The sequence below is a fragment of the Novacetimonas hansenii genome (assembly GCF_014843995.1).
Classification (GTDB): Bacteria; Pseudomonadota; Alphaproteobacteria; order Acetobacterales; family Acetobacteraceae; genus Novacetimonas; species Novacetimonas hansenii.
The window spans coordinates 2,897,098-2,921,050 of sequence record NZ_CP062147.1; the positions used below are offsets into that span (position 1 = coordinate 2,897,098).

General features: G+C 60.8%; 20 protein-coding genes and 1 pseudogene. 12 read left to right on the forward strand and 9 right to left on the reverse strand.

From position 1 onward, the window contains the following. Nucleotides 1–111: 111 nt before the first annotated feature. Entirely contained in the window at nt 112–492 is a 381-nt protein-coding gene (gene yajC / locus IFJ82_RS12640) for a preprotein translocase subunit YajC (protein ID WP_003618048.1), read from the reverse strand. Between the two features lie 172 nt (nt 493–664). Between yajC and IFJ82_RS12645 the strand changes: the two genes are divergently transcribed. The 3 genes from IFJ82_RS12645 (at nt 665) to mutT (ending at nt 3,936) form a co-directional block, all read left to right on the forward strand. After that, nucleotides 665–1,537: an ATP-binding protein gene (locus IFJ82_RS12645; protein ID WP_062808664.1), complete on the forward strand. Its 873-nt coding sequence runs from the start codon at nt 665–667 to the stop codon at nt 1,535–1,537. A 270-nt stretch (nt 1,538–1,807) separates the two neighbouring features. Continuing rightward, nucleotides 1,808–2,923 carry an aromatic ring-hydroxylating oxygenase subunit alpha gene (locus IFJ82_RS12650; protein ID WP_003618045.1) on the forward strand — a complete coding sequence of 372 codons (1,116 nt, stop codon included), beginning with the start codon at nt 1,808–1,810 and terminating at the stop codon, nt 2,921–2,923. Next, nucleotides 2,920–3,936 carry an 8-oxo-dGTP diphosphatase MutT gene (mutT, locus tag IFJ82_RS15915; RefSeq protein ID WP_003618043.1) on the forward strand — a complete coding sequence of 339 codons (1,017 nt, stop codon included), beginning with the start codon at nt 2,920–2,922 and terminating at the stop codon, nt 3,934–3,936. The genes IFJ82_RS12650 and mutT overlap by 4 nt, the downstream gene beginning before the upstream one ends. Nucleotides 3,937–4,202: 266 nt before the next feature. On the opposite strand, the gene IFJ82_RS12660 is transcribed toward mutT, so the two are convergent. The 5 genes from IFJ82_RS12660 to aroB all read right to left on the reverse strand — a co-directional run bounded on the left by IFJ82_RS12660 (nt 4,203) and on the right by aroB (nt 11,014). Next, a complete protein-coding gene (locus IFJ82_RS12660) occupies nt 4,203–5,300 on the reverse strand; it encodes an OmpA family protein (RefSeq protein WP_062808662.1) in 1,098 nt (365 codons plus the stop codon). Nucleotides 5,301–5,591: 291 nt separating this feature from the next. Further along, nucleotides 5,592–6,137 carry a GtrA family protein gene (locus IFJ82_RS12665; RefSeq protein WP_192264819.1) on the reverse strand — a complete coding sequence of 182 codons (546 nt, stop codon included), beginning with the start codon at nt 6,135–6,137 and terminating at the stop codon, nt 5,592–5,594. Nucleotides 6,138–6,236: 99 nt separating this feature from the next. Beyond that, nucleotides 6,237–7,334 (reverse strand): OmpA family protein, encoded by a 1,098-nt coding sequence (locus tag IFJ82_RS12670; protein ID WP_062808662.1) that lies wholly within the window; start codon nt 7,332–7,334, stop codon nt 6,237–6,239. A gap of 432 nt (nt 7,335–7,766) precedes the next feature. Beyond that, a complete protein-coding gene (locus IFJ82_RS12675; RefSeq protein ID WP_192264821.1) occupies nt 7,767–8,945 on the reverse strand; it encodes an OmpA family protein in 1,179 nt (392 codons plus the stop codon). A 305-nt stretch (nt 8,946–9,250) separates the two neighbouring features. After that, entirely contained in the window at nt 9,251–11,014 is a 1,764-nt protein-coding gene (gene aroB, locus IFJ82_RS12680; RefSeq protein ID WP_075624093.1) for a 3-dehydroquinate synthase, read from the reverse strand. Nucleotides 11,015–11,147: 133 nt separating this feature from the next. Between aroB and IFJ82_RS12685 the strand changes: the two genes are divergently transcribed. From IFJ82_RS12685 to IFJ82_RS12695, 3 genes are all read left to right on the forward strand, one after another. Continuing rightward, a complete protein-coding gene (locus IFJ82_RS12685) occupies nt 11,148–11,375 on the forward strand; it encodes a hypothetical protein (RefSeq protein ID WP_050772131.1) in 228 nt (75 codons plus the stop codon). Next, nucleotides 11,372–12,286 (forward strand): tyrosine recombinase, encoded by a 915-nt coding sequence (locus IFJ82_RS12690; protein ID WP_003618038.1) that lies wholly within the window; start codon nt 11,372–11,374, stop codon nt 12,284–12,286. The genes IFJ82_RS12685 and IFJ82_RS12690 overlap by 4 nt, the downstream gene beginning before the upstream one ends. Nucleotides 12,287–12,405: 119 nt before the next feature. After that, the gene (locus IFJ82_RS12695) at nt 12,406–13,362 is read left to right on the forward strand and encodes an acetyl-CoA carboxylase carboxyltransferase subunit alpha (protein WP_040511582.1); all 957 of its coding nucleotides are present in this window, start codon (nt 12,406–12,408) and stop codon (nt 13,360–13,362) included. A 333-nt stretch (nt 13,363–13,695) separates the two neighbouring features. On the opposite strand, the gene IFJ82_RS12700 is transcribed toward IFJ82_RS12695, so the two are convergent. Next, a complete protein-coding gene (locus tag IFJ82_RS12700) occupies nt 13,696–14,472 on the reverse strand; it encodes a competence/damage-inducible protein A (protein WP_408887755.1) in 777 nt (258 codons plus the stop codon). 167 nt (nt 14,473–14,639) lie between these two features. Here IFJ82_RS12700 and IFJ82_RS12705 point away from each other — a divergent pair, with 167 nt between their 5' ends. Together IFJ82_RS12705 and IFJ82_RS12710 are read left to right on the forward strand one after the other, a co-directional pair. Beyond that, on the forward strand, nt 14,640–15,563 hold the full coding sequence (locus IFJ82_RS12705; protein ID WP_003618035.1) for an SMP-30/gluconolactonase/LRE family protein: 924 nt from the start codon (nt 14,640–14,642) through the stop codon (nt 15,561–15,563). A 152-nt stretch (nt 15,564–15,715) separates the two neighbouring features. Beyond that, nucleotides 15,716–16,470: pseudogene (locus tag IFJ82_RS12710) on the forward strand (IS5 family transposase). A gap of 119 nt (nt 16,471–16,589) precedes the next feature. On the opposite strand, the gene tenA reads toward IFJ82_RS12710, so the two are convergent. Beyond that, complete coding sequence (gene tenA, locus IFJ82_RS12715; protein ID WP_225578665.1) at nt 16,590–17,294, reverse strand: thiaminase II; 705 nt, start codon at nt 17,292–17,294, stop codon at nt 16,590–16,592. Nucleotides 17,295–17,463: 169 nt separating this feature from the next. On the opposite strand from tenA, the gene alaS reads away from it, so the two are divergent. From alaS to IFJ82_RS12735, 4 genes are all read left to right on the forward strand, one after another. Continuing rightward, nucleotides 17,464–20,115: an alanine--tRNA ligase gene (alaS, locus tag IFJ82_RS12720; protein WP_075624074.1), complete on the forward strand. Its 2,652-nt coding sequence runs from the start codon at nt 17,464–17,466 to the stop codon at nt 20,113–20,115. 322 nt (nt 20,116–20,437) lie between these two features. Beyond that, nucleotides 20,438–21,130, forward strand: a complete 693-nt coding sequence (locus IFJ82_RS12725; RefSeq protein WP_003618032.1) for a carbonic anhydrase — start codon at nt 20,438–20,440, stop codon at nt 21,128–21,130. A 54-nt stretch (nt 21,131–21,184) separates the two neighbouring features. Beyond that, entirely contained in the window at nt 21,185–22,066 is an 882-nt protein-coding gene (locus IFJ82_RS12730) for an endonuclease/exonuclease/phosphatase family protein (RefSeq protein ID WP_003618029.1), read from the forward strand. A 154-nt stretch (nt 22,067–22,220) separates the two neighbouring features. Further along, nucleotides 22,221–23,186: an aldo/keto reductase gene (locus tag IFJ82_RS12735; protein WP_192264826.1), complete on the forward strand. Its 966-nt coding sequence runs from the start codon at nt 22,221–22,223 to the stop codon at nt 23,184–23,186. Nucleotides 23,187–23,561: 375 nt separating this feature from the next. On the opposite strand, the gene IFJ82_RS12740 is transcribed toward IFJ82_RS12735, so the two are convergent. After that, on the reverse strand, nt 23,562–23,900 hold the full coding sequence (locus tag IFJ82_RS12740; RefSeq protein WP_075624076.1) for a hypothetical protein: 339 nt from the start codon (nt 23,898–23,900) through the stop codon (nt 23,562–23,564). Between the last annotated feature and the right edge of the window lie 53 nt (nt 23,901–23,953).

The following is a 23,953-nucleotide window of genomic DNA, read 5'->3' on the forward strand; positions in this document are numbered from 1 at the left end:
TTTTCTGGTGAGGATCTGTTTCAGACCAGTCCTCACCAGGATGTTGCCTTTCCGCAAACGGCAACATCAGAACTTTTTACAGTGCATCAAGGGGGGGTCTTACTCCTCCCCTCAATCCTTCTTGGCCGGGGTCGCGTCGTTGGCTGGGGTTGCGACACTGGTGATGACGGTGCTGATGGTATCGCGCAGGACCGTCACACGCACGTTGGGGGCAAGTTCGACCTCGACCTCGTTCGAACCCTCGCTCACTTTCTGGACAACGGCGATGATCCCGCCTGCCGTCAGCACCCGGTCGCCCCGACGCAGGGCGGAAAGCTGGCTGCGCAACTGCTTCTGCTTGACCTGCTGCGGGCGGATCAGCAGAAAATAGAAAATACCGAACATCGCGACATAAGGCAGGATGGACATCAGCCCTTCGGCGCTGAATCCACCGCCTCCGGCCGATTGGGCATAGGCTGGGGTCGTCAGGAAATTGTCAAAAAGAGAGCGCATGGGCAGCTTTCCGGCATGATACAGGTTGGAACGGGTTGCAGGGTTGCGATGCGGACCATAGTTTTCGCCTGTTTCCCGTCAAGGCGTCACTTCGCCATTGCATATGGTCCGACGCGCTCCGGATACCAGTCAGCATATGCTGTCGCCCCTTGTCCAAGACCCAGGATCGACGATGGATTCCAACCTGCTTCCCCTCCTTGAACGGATCGCCTCCGCGCTGGAGCGCCTCTCGCCACCGGCGCCCAGCCTTGGCGGCCTCGAAACTGCCGATGCTTTCATCTGGCATCCCGCGCTGGGGCGCCTGTCTCCCGTGGCGCATGTGGCGCATGTCGATATCGGCCTGCTGCGCGGGGTGGAACGCCAGCGCAACATGCTGCTGGAAAATACGCGGCATTTCGCGCAGGGACTGCCCGCCAACAACGCCATGCTGTGGGGCGCGCGCGGCATGGGCAAATCATCACTGGTCAAGGCGGCGCACGCACAGGCCAACATGGTGGATGGAAAACCCGCCGCCCGGGGCGCGGGTCGCGTGGCGCTGGTGGAAATCCAGCGCGAGGACCTGTCCACCCTGCCCGAACTGCTTGCCCTGCTGCGGGAGAGTTCGCGGCGGTTCATCGTCTTTTGCGATGACCTGTCATTCGAACGCGAGGATGCGGATTACAAGGCGCTGAAATCCGTGCTGGACGGTGGTATCGCGGGACGTCCGGCCAACGTCCTGTTCTATGCCACATCGAACCGCCGCCACCTGATGCCGCGCGAGATGATCGAGAACGAAAGTTCAACCGCCATCAACACCGCTGAAGCGACAGAGGAGAAGGTCTCCCTTTCCGACCGGTTCGGGCTGTGGATCGGTTTTCACAACTGCGCGCAGGACACGTTCATGGACATGGTGCGTGGATATGCGCGCGAACGTCACCTGCCGATCGACGATGCCGATCTGGTGCGTCGCGCCAATGCATGGTCACTGTCGCGCGGTGGCCGGTCGGGCCGTGTCGCGTTCCAGTTCATCGAGGACCTGACGGCGGAACTTTCCGCCCAAGAATGATCCAGCACATGGACCGCCCCGCGACCACGCGCCATGATGGTGCGCCGGGACGGTCCCCACCGCCCCATACCAACACAAGGCCGCACCCCCATCACGGGACAGGAGGATATGTGACAAAGTATGAGTGTGCGGAACCATTTATGCTTCCCGTGAAAAACATCCTTATATACCGTGATGGATATACCTGACCGTATCGGTTGACAGAGCAACGCCACCTGGGATTCCTGGCATGTCCGATTGCCACGGCCATCTTCAAAATCAAGAGAGACAATGGACAAATTGCTATCGTCAGACAGCATGCCGCCCCTGACCACAGGCCGACGCGACCTGCGTCGCATCCATGCGCATCCTGACAACTGGTACCCCGTTGCATGGTCACGCGAACTGCGTCCGGGCAAGACAATCGGAACACGTTACGCGGGCCTGCCCATCGCGCTGGTGCGCCCACGCGAGGGGGGGAGCGTCTTTGCGCTGGAGGATCGCTGCGCCCACCGTCAGGTGCCCCTGAGCAAGGGCACCGTCAAGGGAGACTCGGTGCAATGCTGCTATCACGGCTGGGCCTATGGCCGGTCGGGACGCTGCATCGACGTTCCCTATCTCGGCAAGGGCAAGCTGCCGAACGGGGTGCGCACCTATCCGTGCCGTGAACAGGACGGGCTGATCTTCATCTTCCCCGGCGACCCGGAAAAAGCGCAGGACCAGGCCCTGCCGCAACTGGCGCAGGTCGCGAACCCGGCCTACAAGACACGCCGCTTTGGCCGTACCATCAAATGCCACTACAGCTTCATGCATGAAAACCTGATGGATATGAACCACCAGTTCATGCACATGAAGCAGATGGGCGAGATGAAGCCCCGCTTCCTTGGGCAGGAACGCACCGCGAACATGGTGGAGGCGCGTTACAGCTTTGCGCGCACGGGCGGCAAGCAGCCGATTGGCGAGGCACTGATTTTCGGGCAGAAGCGTGACAACAGCGACAAGTACGCACATCGCGACGTCATGACGATCCGCACCGTCTATCCCCACCAGACGCTGTCGATTCGCACGGGCGACAACGACCCGGTCATGGACCTGTGGATTTCCTATGTCCCGCAGGATGCGCAACAGTTGACCAACCGCGTCTTTGGCCTGTTGTCGATCAAGCGTCCGGGCATACCGGGGCTGCTTGACCTTGCATGGCCGTTCCTGACCGCCTTTACCGAACGGATCTTCCGCGAGGACCGCGAAATCGTGGAGATGGAGCAGGAGGCATGGAACGAACAGGGCGGCGATCGCAATCAGGAAATCTTTCCCGTGATCTGCAACCTGCGCGCGCTTCTGGCTGAATGCGGGCTGCCGGCCGAGGATGACACCCCCGCGCCCGCCGCGCCACAGGCCAGCAGATGACAGCCGGCGAACAGTCACGATTTGCAGGCACGGCGCTGGAGGCGGGGGACTACCTGCTGCGTGAGGTCAGGGCCGCCGATGCACCGGTCATGCATCGCCTGATCAATGACTGGAGCGTGGTGCGCATGCTCAGCCGCGTGCCGTTTCCCTATTCACGGGAACTGACGGATGAATGGATCGCCTCCACTATCGCACAGTCACGCGACGGCACGGCCTATCACTTCGCCATCACCTGCCCGCAGGCGGCAAACCCGGACGAACTGATCGGCTGTCTCGGGCTCAGGATCGACCATGCCAACCGTTCGGGCACCCTGGGCTATTGGGTGGCGCGCACGCACTGGAACCGCAAGGTGGCGTCCACCACGGCAGGACGGCTGGCACGGTGGGCCATGGCCAACCTGCCGGTTGAACGGCTGACGGCGGCGGTGGCATATGACAACCATCCCTCCATCGCCGTGCTGCGTCGCATCGGCTTTCGCGAAATCGGGACAGGCCATCAGGAATTCGTCTCCCGCGGGGGGGAATATCCCGTCCTGTGCTTTGAGGCACGCCATGCCGACCTGTCGGGCACCGGCACGTCGCCCGACACCGGGGAGGACAACCAGACGCGACGGAAGAAAAGCGTACTGGTCGCGGCTGTCGCCCTGGTCGATACGGACGGGCGTATCCTGCTGGCGCGACGGCCAGAGGGGAAATCCATGGCTGGCCTGTGGGAATTTCCCGGCGGCAAGGTAGAGCCGGGTGAAACACCAGAGGTCGCGTTGATCCGCGAACTTGACGAGGAGCTGGGCATCGATGTCGCCCGCTCCTGCCTGGCGCCATTTACCTTTGTTTCCCACGATTACGGGCATTTCCACCTTCTGATGCCGCTTTATGTCTGTCACCGGTGGAAAAACACCCCTACCCCGCGGGAGGGGCAGACCCTGGAATGGGTTGCGGCCAACCGCCTGCATGAATATGCCATGCCCGATGCGGACAAGCCGCTGGTCCCGCTGCTGCGCGATCTTGTCTGATCCATCCTGCGGTTGTGAGGCATCTGAGAGACTGCCTGAAAACAAGACGTTGATAAAAAACAAGAAAAGTTTTTTGGGTGCTGCCTTTTTTTTAAAAAGGCAGCGTCTTTCGAAGCTTTTCAGGGCCTGTTTGGAATTAAGTTTTCTAAAGGACCCAGATGGCTTCGTATTCTTTGCTTTTTGATCTTTGCCAGGTCCTTGTACAAGCAAAAAGGGAGTGCCGAGGCACTCCCTTTCGCATGGAATCAGTCTGTCTGATCTGAGGATCAGTGCAGGATGATTTCGACGCGGCGGTTCTGGGGCTCACGCGTGTCGGGTCCGGTCGGGACCAGCGGGTGCGCTTCGCCATAGCCGTGGATGTCGATGGCGTTTGCGGGCACGCCGTCACGGATCAGTTCAGCCTTCACGCTGTCTGCGCGACGCATGGACAGGCCCATGTTGTACTTCTCGCCGCGCGGGCCGGGATGGGCTGCCGAGTTATCGGTATAGCCATTGACCTCGATGCGGGTGGTCTGGACGTGGGTGGATGCCTGTGCGGCTTCGGCCACGATTTCACGCGCACGACCGGTAAGGGCTGCGCCATCCCAGTCAAAGAAGACGAGGTAGGTGCGTGCCGCGGTCGGTGCGGGCGGGGCCACGGTGGGGGCCGGCGGCGGCGGCGGCGGCGCGTTGTTGAACGCGTAGCGGACACCGACGATGAACTGGTGGTTGAAGCGATGGTCGAAGCTTGCGTGACCGTCACCCGCCGTGAAGTTGCCCATGGTGAAGGACTGCGGCTGACCGATCATGCGGTATTCGGTGGTCATCTGCAGGCCCGGGACGCCGGGGATGTCATAGGCCGCACCGACGATACCCTGGTAGGCGAAGCCGCCCTTGGTGCCGCTCATGCTGCGTGCGCCGCCGGGGTTGTTGCCGCCGATGGTGGCGTCATGCACGCCCTGCCACAGATAGCCCGCGCCGACACCGACGAACGGCGTGACGGGGACGTCGATGCTGAACAGACGCTTCAGGTCGATGTCATACAGCACGTTGACGAAACCGCCATAGGAGCGGTCGGAGCCCTTGTCGCCACGGCTCTTGCTGTAGATTTCGGACCAGTTGTAATCGCCCTCGACCTCGGCGCGCAGGCCGTTACCGAAGCCCCAGCCAACCGCGCCGAAGCCGGTCCAGCCGTGACGGTGCCCGACCTTTTCACGGCCCGGTTCCGTGCCGCCATCAGTATCGGCAAAGTGGCCGTGCTGGGTCTGGGTGAGGTTGTAGCCACCCCCGATATCAACATACGGACCGGTGATCGTCGTGGCCATCGAAGCCGCCGGAGCAGCAGCCATCAGGGTCGTTGCCAGTAACGCCGTGCGAAGACGCATATTTTCGTCCTTCCTTAAGACTCGTTCTTTATAATCGTGCCGCCGGGATGCGTGCGGTCGCTAATCAGCTTCTTGCGTAACATCCTATACCGCTATCGGTTTCGTTTTAGAAACCCATCAGTTTGGCAGGGCTGATATTACACTTATAATGTGTATACATACTATATTATAATGAATTGATAATAAAGGATAATTTAAAGAATTTTTGCTTTGTTTCCCGAATGTTGCACGGGATGACGGATGGGTTTTCTTCGTGCGTGGCCATAATAACACAATGGCTGGCACCGGATTCTATGGCGACTTGTCTTTTTCACCAAGGAGATGAGGGACTCCATTTGGCTCCATGGTGGCGGGCCTGTCACCCGATGATGTCCCGCTTGCCACAGGTGGCGTCATGTCTGGGCGGGCATGTTGGAAGACATGTTTGCGGCTGATGTGAAAATTGGCGGTCATGCCGCTGAGCGCCCCTGCGGCCAGCGCAAGCACGGGATAGAGTCGACAGGTTGCCGACAGGTGGAACAGCACGAAGACACAGCCCCGGTTCAGGCAGAACCCCACCGTGTTTCCCGCCATGAATCGTGCCCACTGATGCAGGAAATGGTGCCTGTTACCCCGGTTGCGAAAAGTCCACAGCCGGTTACACCACCAGTTTGACGATGCAGCGACAAAATACGCAATGATGGCGGCACAGCCCAGCCCCACAAGCGGACGCAGCGCGTAGACGGCGGCTGTATCCCATCCAAGGCCCAGCGCCCCGACAATCCCGAAACGCAGGAATTGAAAAATGGGCGCGCGACCGCTCTCATGTGTCGCAGCGCAATCCGTTCTTTTCCGCATGCCTACGCAACTTGGTGGGTCATCATGATGCCTGTACAAGCAAAAAGGGAGTGCCGAGGCACTCCCTTTCGCATGGAATCAGTCTGTCTGATCTGAGGATCAGTGCAGGATGATTTCGACGCGACGGTTCTGGGGCTCACGCGTGTCGGGTCCGGTCGGGACCAGCGGGTGCGCTTCGCCATAGCCGTGGATGTCGATGGCGTTTGCGGGCACGCCGTCACGGATCAGTTCAGCCTTCACGCTGTCTGCGCGACGCATGGACAGGCCCATGTTGTACTTCTCGCCGCGCGGGCCGGGATGGGCTGCCGAGTTATCGGTATAGCCATTGACCTCGATGCGGGTGGTCTGGACGTGGGTGGATGCCTGTGCGGCTTCGGCCACGATTTCACGCGCACGACCGGTAAGGGCTGCGCCATCCCAGTCAAAGAAGACGAGGTAGGTGCGTGCCGCGGTCGGTGCGGGCGGGGCCACGGTGGGGGCCGGCGGCGGCGGCGGCGGCGCGTTGTTGAACGCGTAGCGGACACCGACGATGAACTGGTGGTTGAAGCGATGGTCGAAGCTTGCGTGACCGTCACCCGCCGTGAAGTTGCCCATGGTGAAGGACTGCGGCTGACCGATCATGCGGTATTCGGTGGTCATCTGCAGGCCCGGGACGCCGGGGATGTCATAGGCCGCACCGACGATACCCTGGTAGGCGAAGCCGCCCTTGGTGCCGCTCATGCTGCGTGCGCCGCCGGGGTTGTTGCCGCCGATGGTGGCGTCATGCACGCCCTGCCACAGATAGCCCGCGCCGACACCGACGAACGGCGTGACGGGGACGTCGATGCTGAACAGACGCTTCAGGTCGATGTCATACAGCACGTTGACGAAACCGCCATAGGAGCGGTCGGAGCCCTTGTCGCCACGGCTCTTGCTGTAGATTTCGGACCAGTTGTAATCGCCCTCGACCTCGGCGCGCAGGCCGTTACCGAAGCCCCAGCCAACCGCGCCGAAGCCGGTCCAGCCGTGACGGTGCCCGACCTTTTCACGGCCCGGTTCCGTGCCGCCATCAGTATCGGCAAAGTGGCCGTGCTGGGTCTGGGTGAGGTTGTAGCCACCCCCGATATCAACATACGGACCGGTGATCGTCGTGGCCATCGAAGCCGCCGGAGCAGCAGCCATCAGGGTCGTTGCCAGTAACGCCGTGCGAAGACGCATATTCTCGTCCTTAAAAAATGAAGTGTCAGAACTTCATGGAGTCTCAAAGGGATGAGGCGCGTCCCAACTGAGCAGGATGCACAGACACATCATCCGTTAATCTTTTCTGAGTGTGAGATAGCCTTTCTCGGGGGGGATGAGAAGGGACGTTTCACCGTATCGGGATGAGTGTGGCAAAAAAAGCACAAAATCCTAAAGATACTGTGAGGTATGATTTTATTTTTTCTTTTGTTAAAAAGGAGATATCGCGAAATGTCTCTGAAATCTTATAAATTTCATCCTGATCCTGGATGGGAATGTATGAGGAACAGTATGTGATGTTTCTGCCTTATTTTACCGCCGGTTATCTATTGCGGCGGCAGGAATCGGTATCGCCATGAAAAAGGGGCGCCGAAGCGCCCCTTTCCCCCTTTATCAATAATCGTCGCGATATCAGTGCAGGATGATTTCGACGCGACGGTTCTGGGGCTCACGCGTGTCGGGTCCGGTCGGGACCAGCGGGTGCGCTTCGCCATAGCCCTGGATGTCGATGGCGTTGGCAGGCACGCCGTCACGGATCAGCTCGGCCTTCACGCTGTTGGCGCGACGCAGAGACAGGCCCATGTTGTACTGCTGCCCACGGGGACCGGGCTGCGCTGCCGAGTTATCGGTATAGCCATTGACCTCGATGCGAGTGGTCTGGACGTGTGTGAATGCCTGTGCGGCTTCGGCCACGATTTCACGCGCACGACCGGTAAGGGCTGCGCCGTCCCAGTCAAAGAAGACAAGATAGGTGCGTGCCGCGGTCGGTGCGGGCGGGGCCACGGTGGGGGCCGGCGGCGGCGGCAGCGGGGCATGGTTGAATGCATAGCGCACGCCAACGATGAACTGGTGGTTGAAGCGGTGATCGAAATGGACATAGCCATTGCGTTCCGCGTTCCACGGGCTGCCGATGCTGGTCTGGCTGCCTGCGTTGCCCATGGTAAAGGACTGCGGCTGACCGATCATGCGGTATTCGGTGGTCATCTGCAGGCCCGGGACACCGGGGATATCATAGGCCGCGCCGACGATACCCTGATAGGCAAAGCCTTGGTTGCCGCCCATGTGGCGGACGTTCGCGCTGACGCCACTGATGTTGTAGCCGGTCGAGGTGCTGACATCCTGCCACAGATAGCCCGCACCGACACCGACGAATGGCGTGACGGGAACGTCGATGTTGAACAGGCGCTTCAGGTCGATGTCATACAGGACATTAAGGAACCCGCCATAGGACCGGTCGGAACCGTGGGTGCGGCCGACAAAGGTATTCGCCCCGCCGCCGATCGTTTCACGGTTGATCTGCGACCAGTTGTAATCCCCCTCGATTTCCACGCGCAGCCCGTTGCCAAAGCCCCAGCCCACCCCGCCAAAGCCAGTCCAGCCATTGCCATGGCGCAGGCGGTCGCGTGTCCCGACCTCGTTTTCCTGATGGTTGGGACCACCGTCGCGGTCAACCCCGTGGCCGTGCTGGACCTGGGTGAGGTCATAGCCCCCCCCGATCCCAACATAGGGGCCGGTGATTGTCGTGGCCATTGACGCCGCCGGGGCGGCGGCCATCAGGGTCGTTGCCAGTAACGCCGTACGCAGACGCATATTCCCGTCCTTAAACCTGATCGTACGCCTGTGCTTGTGGATACAGGGGGCAGTTCCACCAAGGGCGATACAATGTTGAGCGAATAAAGCTTATGCTTTTCTCTTGCGACGCCAGGGGGAATAGTGCGGGAATATTTCTTTCCAGATCTCCCGTTACGACCCTTGGCGGCTTCGTTTTGAGGGAGACAGGTTGAGATAAGGTAAATACGCACCGGATGATGGCGTGTGGGCCCCATCATCCGGCCAGTTGTTGCATAAACATCACGCCCCGCCCGCCGGGACGGGACATGGGATAGTGATTACGATCAGGGGCGGCAGCCATCCGCGCGCAGTACGTCGGCCACCGCGTCATCGGGCACATCGCGGCAGGTGAATGCCTTGCCAATGCCGCGGACAAGAACGAAGGACAGCCGCCCGTCGCGCATTTTCTTGTCACGCTGCATATGGCGGATCAGGGTGGCGGCGGAAAATGCCTCCCCCGTATCACTGATGCGTGCGGGCATGCCCAGGCGGTCCAGATGTGCGCTTACGCGTTCAAGGTCGGCCTGCGCGCAATATCCCAGCCGCACAGACAGCATGAATGCAAGGCGCAGCCCGATCGAGACCCCCTCCCCATGCAACAGCCGTCCGTCATAACCAAGCTCCGCCTCCAGCGCATGGCCAAACGTATGCCCAAGGTTAAGCAGCGCGCGTCCGTTGGTCTTGCGTTCCTCACGTTCATCATCGGCGACGACGGTGGCCTTGAAGGCGCAGGCCCGGCGGATGGCTTCTGCCTGCATGGCCGGGTCGCCCTCCAGTACTGCCTGAGCGTGCCGGTCGCACCATTCGAACAGGTCGGCATCGCCCAGCAGGCCCGATTTCAGGATTTCGGCATATCCGGCGCGGATTTCGCGCGCGGGCAACGTGGTCAGCGCCGTCGTGTCCACCAGGACGGAAAGGGGCTGGTGAAACGCACCAAGCAGGTTTTTGCCAAAGGGCGTGTTGATCCCGGTCTTGCCCCCCACGGACGAATCGACCTGCGACAGCAAGGTTGTCGGGATCTGCACAAATGGCAGGCCACGCAGGGTGGTCGCGGCGGCGAATCCCGTCAGGTCCCCCACGACCCCCCCCCCCAGGGCGATGACGGTGGTGCCGCGTTCGACCCCGGCCTCCAGCAGGGCATTGGTGACGCGCCCGTATTCGGACAGCGTCTTTGACCCTTCGCCCGGCGGCACGGTAATGGTCTCGTGCTGGATGCCGGTTTCCTCCAGCCCCGCGTGCAGGGCGGGAAGGTGAAGGGCCGCAACATTCGCGTCGGTGACGATCATGACCCGTTTCTGCGGCAGCAGCGCGGACAGGTGCGCACCCGCGCGACGGATCAGATCCGTCCCGATCAGCACGTCATAACTGGCACGTTCCAGCTTTACCGGCACCAGCAGGGGGCGGCGTGCGGTGTTGATGGCCCCCAGGACCCGGTCGGCACTGTGCTCCACGTTGTCATCTCCACAATCGACGATAATGTCTGCTTCGGCATAAACGGGATGGCGCTTGCGCATAAGGTCCGACAGGACCGTCGCGGGCGAGTCGACGTTCAATAACGGGCGATGGGTGCGGTCCTGCACACGTTGCAGCAGGACCGGCAACGGGCAGCGCAGCCAGACCGACGTTGCATTTTCACGCATGCACGCGCGGGTGCGCGGGTCCATGAAGGCGCCACCGCCCGTCGCCAGCACGACCGGCGGTCCCGACAGCAGGCGGCGCAGGACCATGTGTTCGCCCCGGCGGAATTCCGCCTCGCCATATTTCTGGAACAGATCGGCGATGGAACAGCCTGCCGCACGTTCGATTTCTTCGTCCGAATCCACGAATTCCAGGTTCAGCCGCGCGGCGAGCAGGCGCCCGATGGTGGTCTTTCCCGCCCCCATGAGCCCTACGAGCACGATGCTGCGTCCCTGTGGCATGGTGGGGATGGCATGTCGGCCATGGCCAAGCGCATCAAGGTCGAGGGGGATGAACAGGGGCGTGGCGTCGTTGTGCGTGGACGCGGGGTGCGCCGTCGGGGGCGTATCGGATGAAATCGGGCGTGACATGACGCCCAACCTAACATAGAGCGGGAAAAAACGGATAGCGGGGAAGACCGCACGCCGCCAATGCGTGGTCATGGATGGCTTTTCGGGGCGTCACCTTGGTATCTTGCGCATCCTTTGCATGGGGGAAACTGTCATGGGCCGTATTATTGTCGCTGTGTTCGCGGTCGTGCTGCTCTGCATGGTCGGCGGGTTCGTATCGCTGGGTATGTTCCCGCCCGCGCTGGTACAGCAGGACGTGCATCGCGACCTGTCGATGGCAGCGGCCCCTGCCGCGCCGCCGCCCATGGCGATGGCCCCGCCCGCACCTCTGCCGGTCATGCCGCTGGTCAAGCCCACGCCCGCGCCCATGCCCGCGCAATGAGTGCGGATGGCGTCGATGCGTTCCTGGAAATGCTGGCCGCCGAACGTGGGGCCGCGCTTAATACCCTGAAGGCCTATCGCCGCGATCTTGACGACCTCGGCACCGCACTGGCGGTGGAGGGCGCGTCGTTGCCACAGGCATCGGCGCGGCAGCTTGGTGCATATCTTTCGGGTCTGGCGCAGGCCGGGCTTTCGGCGCGGACCCAGGCGCGGCGGCTGTCATGCCTGCGGCAATATTACCTCTTCCTTGTGCGTGAGGGGCGCCGCCCCGACAATCCCGCCAGTATGCTGGAGGCCCCGCGCCTGGGCGCCACGCTGCCGCGGTTCCTGTCCGAAGGGGATGTGGACGCCCTGCTGGCGGCGTGTGTCGCGCGTGCCGATGCCGGCGCGCATGAGGTTCGGCGTATGCTGGTCGCGCGTACCGCGCTTGAAATCCTATATGCCTCGGGGTTGCGTATTTCGGAACTGCTGTCCCTGCCGCGTGCGGCGTTGGAACGCACGACGGGAATGCTGCTTGTGCGGGGGAAAGGGGGGCGCGAACGCATGGTGCCCCTGTCGTCGCGCGCGCGCGACGCGGCCGATGAACTGATGCGCATGGACCGCCCGTTGCGCAGTATGTTCCTGTTTCCCGGCCGCAACCCGCTGCGTGCCATGACGCGGCAGGGATTCGACCGCATCTTGCATGATGTCGCGCTGAAGGCCGGGCTGGACCCGCAGCGCCTGTCGCCGCATGTGCTGCGCCATTCCTTTGCGACGCATCTGCTTTCGCACGGGGCGGACCTGCGGGCGTTGCAGGTGTTGCTGGGCCATGCCGACATTACCACCACACAGATTTATACCCATGTCCTGACCGAACGGCTGCAAGAGGCACTGCGCCATCATCATCCGTTGTCGGAACATGCCCCCGCCTGATGTGGGGAGGCCCGCATGGCGGCGCCGCCAGCGGTAAAAAATACGCGGGGCAGGAAAAACGCGCGATGATCGGTGCAGAATCTGTTTGGCTGCGCCCCGGCCTGTGCTATCGGCAGGCCATGCGCCAGTTTCTAGATTTCGAAAAGCCCGTCGCCGAGCTTGAAAACAAGATTGACGAACTTCGCAAGATGTCCGGTCCTGACGGCATTAATATTGCCGACGAGATCGCGCGCCTGACGGAAAAGGCCGACCGCGAATTGCGTGCGGCCTATGCCAAGCTGACCCCATGGCAGAAGGTGCAGGTCGCCCGCCATGCGCAGCGTCCCCATACGGTCGATTACATCGCCGGGTTGATCGGCGAATTCACGCCGCTGGCGGGTGACCGCCAGTTTGGCGAGGACAAGGCGATTATCGGTGGGCTTGGCCGTTTCAATGGACAGCCTGTCGTCGTGATCGGCACGGAACGCGGGGCCGAGATCGAGACCCGCCTTCAGCATAATTTCGGCATGGCGCGGCCCGAGGGCTATCGCAAGGCGCAGCGCCTGATAAAGCTTGCGGGGCAGTTTGGCCTGCCGGTCCTGACCTTTATCGACACATCCGGCGCATGGCCCGGCATTGATGCGGAGGCACGCGGACAGGCGGAGGCCATCGCACGGTCGATCGACACCTGCCTGTCCGCGCCGGTTCCGGTCATTGCGACCGTGATCGGCGAAGGGGGCTCCGGCGGGGCGATCGCACTTGGCGCCGGGGATCGGGTCATGATGCTGGAACATGCGATCTATTCCGTCATTTCGCCAGAGGCCTGTGCCTCCATCCTGTGGCGTGACCCCAAGCAAGCCAGCACGGCCGCCGGGGCGCTGAAGCTGACGGCGCAGGATCTCCTGCATCTTGAGCTGATCGACCGAATCATTCCCGAACCACTTGGCGGGGCGCAGCGTGACCCCAAGGCGACGATCCGTGCGGTGGGTGATGCCATTGCGGCGGAACTGCCGGGGCTGATGAAAAAGGACGCCACGTTGCTCAAGGCGCAGCGGCGGGAAAAATTCCTTGCGATGGGGCGCGACAAGGTCGCCTGAGGTCATGCCTGCGCGCGTGTCCCTTCGCCGCCACCTGAAATCATAAAGGTTTTTGGTGGCGCTTTTCAGAGATTGTTTGAAAACACATCATTGAGAAAATAAGAAAAGTTTCTGGGGGCCGCCTTTTTCAAAAAGGCGGCGTCTTCTGAAGCTTTTCCTGAAAAGCTTCATCAAAAACCTTTATGATTTCAGGATGTTATTGAGCCTGAATTTTCAAACAGTCTCTTAAAACGCCCCAAAATCCGTCGCCTTGGAATAAGGCGACGTGCAGGGCGCTATAGCTCCCCGACATCCGTTTCTACACAAGGCGTGAAGGCGTTGAAGCAGGGGGCTTCATGCCTTGTGCGCGGGTTCACCTTCCAGCGGTGTGAAACCCATTTCCCGGATCATGGCCTCGATATCGCGGGCGACCTGCGTGACTTCGTCCATGTCCAGTCCCTTGCACACCAAGGCCACGCCGCCATGCCCGTCATGGTCGTGGAACGGGTAAGAACCGATATCAATATCGGGATGGGCATTCTGGATGTTTTCCAGATTCGCCGCCAATGCCCCTTCATACAGGCCGAATGCATGCCAACTGCGTGATGTGACCGGCGTGCCGTGACGCAGGGTCGGGGCGATTTCCTCGAACATGGCGCGCATGATGCGGGGCACCCCCGCCATGACATGCACGTTCCCCATGGTGAAGCCCGGTGCGATGGAGATGGGATTGCGAATGGGGGTCGCCCCTTCCGGCAGGGTGGCCATACGCTGGCGCGCGGCGTTGAAATCACCCGGTGCGAAATGTTTTTCCAGCAGGGCGAACGTTTCGGGGTGGGGGGCCCATGGCACGCCGAATGCGTCGGCCACGCAAGATGAGGTGATGTCATCATGCGTCGGGCCGATCCCGCCCGTGGTGAAAACATGGTCATAGGCCGCGCGCGCTTCGGTCACGACATTGACAATCACGGGGCGGATATCGGGAATGATCCGTACCTCCCGCAGGCTGATGCCCAGTTGCGTCAGGCGGTGGGCAATATATTGCACATTCACGTCCTGCGTCCGTCCGGACAGGATCTCGTTACCGATAACCAGGATGCAGGCGGTCGGGTTCATGGCGTCGTTATCCATCGGGTTGGGGGCGAAGGGATCAATCAACACGCAGGCTACAGGATATCGCGCCAAAAGTCTTGGCCATGACCGCGTGGAAGGGGGCATGGGCCAGATGGGGGGATGCACGCATCATGGCATTTTGCGATAGAGTCCCACCCATCCGATATATCCGCAAAGGAAGCAGCATGGACACGATGACACCGCAATGCGCATGGGATCTCAAGGCGCAGCTTGGTGAAGGCCCGGTCTGGGCAGAGGCTGAGCAGGCGCTCTATTTCGTGGATATCGTCGGGTCGGCCATCCATCGCCATGTCCCCGCCACCGGGGCGCAGGCCTCGTGGAAGGCGCCGCATCGTCCGGGTTTCCTTGTGCCCGTCGCGGATGGCACCTTCATGTGCGGGTTACAGGACGGCCTGCATGTGTTCGATCCCCGGACCGGACATTTCAGCGCACAGGCGGTGGTGGAACCTGAACAGCCGGGAAACCGGATCAATGACGGATATGTGGACCCGCGCGGCCGCCTGTGGTTTGGCACCATGGATGACGGGGAAACTTCCCCATCTGGCGCCCTGTATTCCGTCACGCGCCAGGCTGATGGCAGCCTGCGGATCGTGCGGCAGGACGAGGGGTATGTGGTGACGAATGGTCCCGCGCTCTCCCCCGATGGGCGGACGCTGTATCATAACGATTCGCAGCAGCAATCCATTTATGCCTTTGACCTGTCCGATGATGGCATGTTGTCGAATCGCCGTGTTTTTGCCCGCCTGACGGATGGGTATCCCGATGGCGTGGTCGTGGACAGCGCCGGATGCCTGTGGGTCGGGGTTTGGGGGGGCGGCCGGATTGCGCGTTTCCTGCCCGATGGACAGGGCCTGCCGCCAGTTATTGTCCCCGCGCGTAATGTCACCAAGATTGCTTTTGGTGGGGCGGATTACCGCACGGTGTTCGTTACGACGGCGCGCAAGGGGCTGTCGGACGACGTGCTGGCCACACAGCCGCAGACGGGGGGGCTGTTTACCTTCCGCGTCGATGTGCCGGGGCAGCCGCAGGCTACCTTTCCGGCCAGCGGCCTGCGCGAACTTGGCAGGGAACTGCATACCCCCGCCTGACGGATTCCTTCTCGGCTTCCTGATGCGACCCCTTGGAGAGTTCTTTGTTCTTACGGCGTGTCGTCAGTTAGTCCCTGAGTGTGGCACGTGAGGGTTGTACTTAATGTCTGCGTGTGCTGACTGTTTTTCCGTTTTTTGGAGGAGACAGACAGATGCGGCGCTATAGTTTATGCGATGACCAGTGGGAGCGGATAAAGGATCTTCTCCCCTGTCGAGAAGGCTATGTCGGCGGCACTGCGGTGGACAACCGTCTGTTCGTGGAGGCGGTGCTGTATCGCTATCGCGCGGGTATTCCATGGCGCGACCTTCCTGCCCGTTTCGGTGACTGGAAAAACGTGCACCGGCGTCTGCGCCGCTGGTGTGAAAGCGGCGTCATCGAACAGATATTTTGTTATCTGGCGGCCGATCACGACAATGAATACATGATGATCGACAGCACGATTGTCCGGGCGCATCAGCACAGCGCCAGAGCTCTCAAAAAAGGGGCACGGATCAGGCCATTGGACGATCCCGGGGCGGACTGACCACAAAGATCCACGCCATCTGCGACGCTCTGGGCAATCCGGTGGAGCTCGGTATCACACCGGGACAGGATGCCGATATCACCCAGGCAGAACCACTTCTGGAAAACATCGACCCTGATGCTTTCCTTGCTGACAAGGCGTATGACGCGGACAAGTTGATCGATCGGCTGATACAGCGCGGGATTACCCCGGTCATCCCGCCAAAACGCAACAGAACGACACGACGGAAAACCGATTTTTCTCTCTACCGCGAACGGAACCTTGTTGAGAGGTTCTTCAATAAACTCAAGCAGTTTCGCGCTATCGCAACCCGCTACGATAAACTGAAATCGACCTTCCTCGCAGCCGTGCAGTTCGCCTCAATCATCATCCTGCTTAACTGACGACACGTCGTAAAATAATAAAAGTTTTGATGACGTTTTTGCAGGGAAGCCTTGGAAAAGATCGACTTTAAGAAACAAGACAATGATTCCAAGTTTTTCCATTATTTATCAATGCATTATTATGCACCGACACCTTGTCCAGCCTCCCAAAAGGCGGCCTCCAGGCGAACTGCCGTGTTGAACTCCGCCCGGAGCATGGGATAGCGGGCATCGGCCCCATATTGCGCGCCCACCATATTCAGACGATGGATTCCCCCCTCCACCAGGTCAGTGAATTCCTGACCGCCATATAACGCGATCCAGGACCAGTAGGGATTGCCGTCGCGCCGGGTCGCAGGATCGGCATGCAGGCGCGCCCCGATTTCCCCATATCCGATCATGCATGGCGCCAGTGTCACCAGCAGGTCCAGCAGATCCCCCGTCTGCGCACGATCAAGGATAAAGCGGCTATAGGCCAGAAGTTCGAGGGATTCCGGCGCGCGACGCAACATGTCCTCGTCAATGCCCCATCCCTTGCAATAGTTCACATGCAGCGGCAGTTCCGTATCCAGGATGCCCGATACCAGAGCAGCAGCAGCGCGCATGTCCTCCACCGTTGTCGATTTATGAACCGACAGCGCACAGGCACGGGTATACTGGACCAGATAGAGGTAATCCTGAATCAGGAAGTTCTGGAACGCATTTTCCGGCAATGTCCCATCGGCCAGCCCCCTGACAAAAGGATGGTGGATGAAGCGTTCCCATTCCTCCATGCAATCCCGGCGCAACCGCCCCGCCAGTCCAGATTCCAGCAGGGGCCAGTCACGTTGCGCATCCCATGTCATGTCCATTTTCCTCGTCTTCATACGCGGCTACATTACGCGCCCGGTTTCGGCACACGACATCATGTGGCGGGCCGGGTCATGTATACCCTTCCTGTGGCGTTACGCGTGCGCTAGGTGAAGGGAACCAAGACCGCAATTTCTTTCACCACAGGATCGTCTGTTTTCCGCCATGCCAACAACAAATGACATTCGCGCCACCTTTTTGGACTATTTCGCCGCGAACGGACACCAGATCGTTCCATCCTCGTCACTGGTTCCCAACAACGACCCGACGTTGCTGTTCACCAATGCAGGCATGGTCCAGTTCAAGAATGTCTTTACCGGCCAGGAAACCCGCCCCTACTGCCGCGCCACCACGGCGCAGAAGGTCGTGCGTGCGGGCGGAAAGCATAACGACCTCGACAATGTCGGCTATACCGCACGGCATCATACTTTCTTCGAGATGATGGGCAATTTCTCCTTCGGCGATTATTTCAAGGCCGAAGCCATCGAACTGGCATGGAAACTGGTGACAGGCACGTTCGGCCTGTCAAAGGACCGGCTGCTGACCACCGTCTATTCCGAAGACGAGGAAGCCGCCGCCCTGTGGCGCAAGATCGCGGGCCTGCCCGACAGCCGCATCATCCGCATCCCGACCACCGACAATTTCTGGCGCATGGGCGATACGGGGCCATGCGGACCATGTTCGGAAATCTTCTATGACCATGGGCCGGAAGTGGCCGGTGGACCACCGGGATCACCCGATGAGGACGGGGACCGGTTTACCGAAATATGGAACCTCGTGTTCATGCAGTATTTCGAAAACCCGCCCGGCGTGCGCTCCCCCCTGCCCCGCCCGTCGATCGACACCGGGCTGGGCCTGGAACGCTTTGCCGCGATCCTGCAGGGCAAGCGCGACAATTATGACATCGATACCTTCCGCGCGCTGATCCTTGCCTCTGCCGAGGTTACGGGACAGGACCCGGATGGGCCCTTCAATGCCAGCCACCGCGTGGTGGCCGACCATCTGCGTTCCACTTCCTTCCTGATTGCTGATGGTGTCCTGCCGTCCAAGGACGGGCGCGGCTATGTCCTGCGCCGCATCATGCGCCGCGCCATGCGTCATCTGCATATGATGGGCACGACCGAACCCACCTTCTATAAACTTGTGCCCGCCCTGATACGCCAGATGGGCGGCGCCTATCCCGAACTGGTGCAGGCACGTGCCCTGATCGAAGAGACGATGCGCGGGGAAGAAGAGCGTTTCAAGGCGATGCTCGAACGCGGCCTTGCGCTGCTGGAGGACGAAACGGCCAATCTTGCCGCAGGTGCGCCACTGCCGGGCGCGGTGGCGTTCAAGCTGTATGATACGTTCGGCTTCCCACTCGACCTGACACAGGATGCGCTGCGCAACAGCCATCATGGGGTGGATGTCGCAGGTTTTGACGAGGCCATGGAAGTCCAGCGCCAGCGCGCCCGCGCGGCATGGAGCGGATCAGGTGACAGCGCCACAGAAACCATCTGGTTCGAGGCCCGCGATAAATTCGGCGCCTCTGAATTCCTTGGCTATACGACCGAAATCTCTGATGCCGAAATACAGGCCGTCATTGTCGATGGCGCCAGCGTCGATGCCGCAGGCCCGGGCACAAAGGTGGAAATCCTGCTGAACCAGACGCCATTTTATGGCGAAAGCGGCGGCCAGGTGGGCGATACCGGCACGATCACGGCCAAGGGCCTGAAAATCGCCATAACCGATACGCAGAAAAAACTGGGCGATCTGCTGGTGCATACCGGCACCGTGATCGACGGGACAGTCCATCCCGGTGATGCCGTCACCGCCCGTGTGGACCACGAACGGCGCAGCGCGATCCGCGCGCACCATTCCGCCACACACCTGCTGCACGAGGCGCTGCGCCGTCGCCTTGGCGCACATGTGACGCAAAAAGGCAGCCTGAACGCCCCGGACCGTCTGCGCTTTGACGTCAGCCAGCCGCGGCCGATCACGCCAGAGGAACTGGCGGATATCGAGGCCGAGGTGAACGCCCGCATCCGCGAGAACACCGAGGTCACGACCCGTCACATGACACCCGATGAGGCGATCGAACAGGGGGCGATGGCCCTGTTTGGTGAAAAATATGGTGACGAAGTCCGTGTGGTATCGATGGGTGGACCAGAAGACGGGCGCGCGGCCTGGTCGATCGAACTGTGCGGTGGCACGCATGTGCGGCGCACGGGCGATATCGGCCTGTTCCGTATCACGGCGGAAAATGGCGTCTCCTCCGGTGTGCGCCGTATCGAAGCCGTGACCGGCAAGGCGGCGGAAACAGCGGCCGTCACCACGGAACAGCGCCTGTTCCAGATGGCGGCGATGATGCGCGTCACCCCGGCGGAAGCCCCCGAACGCCTTGCCGCGCTGCTGGAGGAACGCAGGGTCATGGAACGCCAGTTGTCCGACCTGCAACGCAAGCTTGCCGCCGGTGGTGACGGCACGCCCAAGGTCGAGGACGTGGCCGGAACCAGCTTTGTCGCACGCAACGTGGGCGACCTGCCGCCCAAGGAGCTCAAGCCGCTGGCGGATTCCCTGCGCAAGGAAATCGGCTCTGGCGTGGTAGCACTTGTCTCCACCGCCGATGGCAAAGGCAGCATTGTCGTCGCCGTCACCACCGACCGTGCGGAACAGGTGGATGCCGTGGCGCTGGTACGGATCGCAAGCGCGGCAATGGGCGGCAAGGGCGGCGGTGGCCGGCGGGACATGGCGCAGGCCGGCGGCCCGGACATCAGCAAGGCGCAGGCAGCACTTGATGCGATCCGCGCGGCGCTGCCCCAGATGCTTCAGGGCTGAAATCCTGCCCCCAGAGCGTTATTACGTCGTTATTACCATGAAGGGCGGGGCCAATGGCTCCGCCTTTTTTGTAACGTCCCGATCCGCAGGCACCTGTTTCAGTATAATATAACCATTGGCACCCATATTTATTAACGATACCCTCTATAAAGATGAACATTTTTTAATTACATTTACATAGTATTTCTAAATCACTTCCACCGGGAACATCTGTTTACTTCATGCATTAAAATGTATAGGAAATAAGAATAACACTTCATATCAGGACCCTGTTCATGATTGAGTGTTACCGTTCCGGACATAACGTGACAGGAGTGCCGACATGACCGATACGAATGCCCGTGAAACCCTGATTGACCTTCTGCATGGCGTGGAACGTTTCAATACCGAGGTCTTTCCGAAGAACCGCGACCTGTTCGCCAGCCTTGCAGACCAGCAGGCACCCGGCACCCTGTTCATCGCCTGCGCCGACAGCCGCGTGAACCCAAGCCTGATTACACAGACCAAGCCCGGCGAACTGTTCGTCCTGCGCAATATCGGCAACATCGTCCCCGCCTATGGGGAGATGCTGGGTGGTGTGTCATCGGCCATCGAATATGCGGTTCTCGCGCTCAAGGTCTCGCACATCATCGTTTGCGGGCATTCGGATTGCGGCGCGATGAAGGCGCTGCTGGACCCCGACCCGTCAAAGCTGGCGAAGATGCCGACCGTTGCCTCGTGGCTGCGTAACGCCGAAGCCGCCCGCGCCGTGCTGGAGGTCTCCGACGCTGGCCCGGCCTCCGTGCGCAGCCTTGCGGAACAGAATGTGCTTTTGCAGATCTCGCACCTGCGTACGCATCCGGCGGTGGCGGCGGGCCTGGCGCGCAATACACTGACGTTGCAGGGCTGGTTCTATGACATTCCCAGCGGCGAAGTCGTGATCCTTGACGAAACCTCGCGCCATTTCGTCAGCGTGCATGACGCGATCGAGACGCTGCGTGCCTCTACGGCTGCGGCACAGGCGCAATCGGCCTGATCCTTTTCTCCCATTAACCCCTGCGTTGCGGTCACGGGCGCGGTAAGGTCGGGCATGTCCCGCCTGCCGCGCCCGTTCGTGTTTTTACTGATGGTCCTGATCACGGGGGGCCATATGCCAATGATGGCCCATGCCATGCCCTTGCGGCTGTCCACATGGAACCTCGACTGGCTGACCACCCGTCCGGCGGGGGACCGCGCCTTGCCCGATGACGTGCGTCCACGTGACATGGCGGACATCGTGCGGCTGGCCCGCTATGCCGCGCGCCTGCATCCTGACATCGCAGCACTGGAAGAAGTGGATACGCCCGAACTCGCCGCACGTCTGTTTCCCGCGCCTGATTACCGCATCCTCATCTCTGGCGATGGGGTGGTACAGAAAACCGCGCTGGCCGTGCGGGGCGGCCTGATCGTGACGCGCCATCCTGATGTGCGCGCCATTGACGTCTATCCCCCCGACGCGCCCCGCCATCTGCGCAGCGGGCTGGACGTCACGGTGGGCGATGGACGCGCCAGCCTGCGTGTGCTGGTGATACATCTGAAGGCCGGATGCCGCGATGGTGCGCCAGATGACCGGCGTCCCGCCTGCCGCACCCTGTATCGGCAGGTCGCCGCCCTGACGGACTGGATCATGGAACGCCAGGATGAAGGTGAACCTTTCGCCATCATGGGCGATTTCAACCATATGCTTGGCCCCGGCGACGCCATGTTGGCCATGCTGGGTGAAAATGGTCCGCTGGTGGCGCCAACTGTGGGACTGGCAAGCCCATGTTGGGGTGGAAACTACTTCATCGACCATATCGTGCTTGGCGATCAGGCGCGGCAATGGCTGCACCCCGACAGCCTGCGCGTCATGACATATCGCGAACATGACCCGACATTGCAATCACGCCTGTCGGATCATTGCCCGGTTTCCATCGGGCTGGACATGCCATAATGGCCCGTACCCGGAAAACCACTTGGAAATAAAATATCCGCTGCCGCAGTTGCAAAGACCTGAAAAAATACCGACCCATTCAGGTAAGCCCCATTCAGGTAACTGGTGGCATCCGGGCGTCTTTATCAATCATCACCCGAAGGAAGGACAAACCATGCAGATGCGTCATCTGGGCCATTCGGGCCTGCAGGTTTCTGCCATCGGGCTGGGATGCAACAACCTTGGCGGACGTATTGACCTCGACACGTCGCGCGCGGTCGTCCATCAGGCGTTGGAATGCGGGATCACGCTGTTTGACGTGGCCGATGTCTATGGCCGCCGTGATGCCCATGCGGGCGCATCGGAGGAGGCGCTGGGCGCAATTCTTGGCCCACGCCGCCGCGACATCGTACTGGCGACGAAATTCGGCATGCCCATGGATACCGATGGACATCTGCAAGGAGCGTCGCGCCGGTATATCCGCCGCGCGGTGGAAGACAGCCTGCGTCGCCTGCGCACGGATTATATCGACCTTTACCAGCTTCACATGCCCGATCCCACCACCCCGATCGACGAAACACTGCGCGCGCTGGATGACCTGACACGGGCGGGGAAAATCCTGTACGCGGGCTGTTCCAACCTGCCCGCATGGCAGGTGGCCGACGCGCAGCATACAGCCCGCGCGGCGGGAATGGGCGGATTCATCAGTTGTCAGGACGAATTCTCGCTACTCTCACGCAGGGCCGAACATGACCTTATTCCAGCCATGCGGCATTTCGGGCTGGGGCTTCTGCCCTATTTCCCATTGGCCAGTGGCGTCCTGACGGGAAAATACAAACGCAACGCCCCGCCGCCCGCAGGCAGTCGTCTGGCGGCGTGGACCTATCTGCATGAACGTTACCTGACGGATGCGAACTGGACGTTGCTGGAACGGCTGAAGACATTTGGCGCGGAGCGCGAACTGGACCTGCCCGCACTCGCCTTTGGCTGGCTGCTGTCACATGATGTCGTGGGATCGGTCATCGCCGGCGCCACAAGCGCACGGCAGGTCAGCACCAATGTTGCACATGCACAGGCTCTTGCCCCAGCGGATATGGCGGCATTGCAGGCCCTGCTGGACGCACAGGCCCCGACAGGCTGAAGCTTGCCTCACATGGCGGGAAAGGTCGCCGTCTTTGATTCAAAGGACTGTTTAAAAAGTCATGCTTAATAACATACTGAAATTATAAAGGTTTTTGGTGAAGCTTTTTCCAAAAAGCTTCAGAAGACGTCGCCTTTTAAAAAAAAGGCGACACCCAAAAACTTTTCCTGTTTTTCATCAATGGTTTGTTTCCAAATACTCTCTTGGAAACAACAAAAGTTCCTGACCAGCGCCTTGCTTCAAAAGGCGCTGACGTTTGAATAAAGGCGGCATTCCCCGCCCCTGCAAAAGCAACGCGCAACGTCATCCGCCGACCAGGGGATGACGCAGGACATGGTCATGTATTTCCCATATCCATTATTTCCAGATACCCACTTATTCGGGCCAGACCCCGGACGCATGCGCAGCGGCCCAGCCAATCGCCAGCAACACCATGACAAAGACAACCGCCCCCATCAGTTGCAGCAGTTCCTTGAACGGCATGATCCCGGGCGGCACGGCGGCAGCAGCCGTAGCGCCCCCTGTCGCGACGGCGGCGGCATCGGCGGCATCGCCCGCCGCGTCACGGGTTTCTGGGGCCAGGGGCTGTGCGCCCGGCACGGGGCCGGGATCGGGAACATCCGTTGAAACCGCCTGTTCGTGCGCGATATCCGCAGCAACGGACTGTGGGCTGGCGGACAGGGGATGATCCGCATGACTGTCGGCGTCGGGCATCTGCGTCTCTCCTGCGGGCCATGACACATGAAATAGATGACGCAATATAGCGG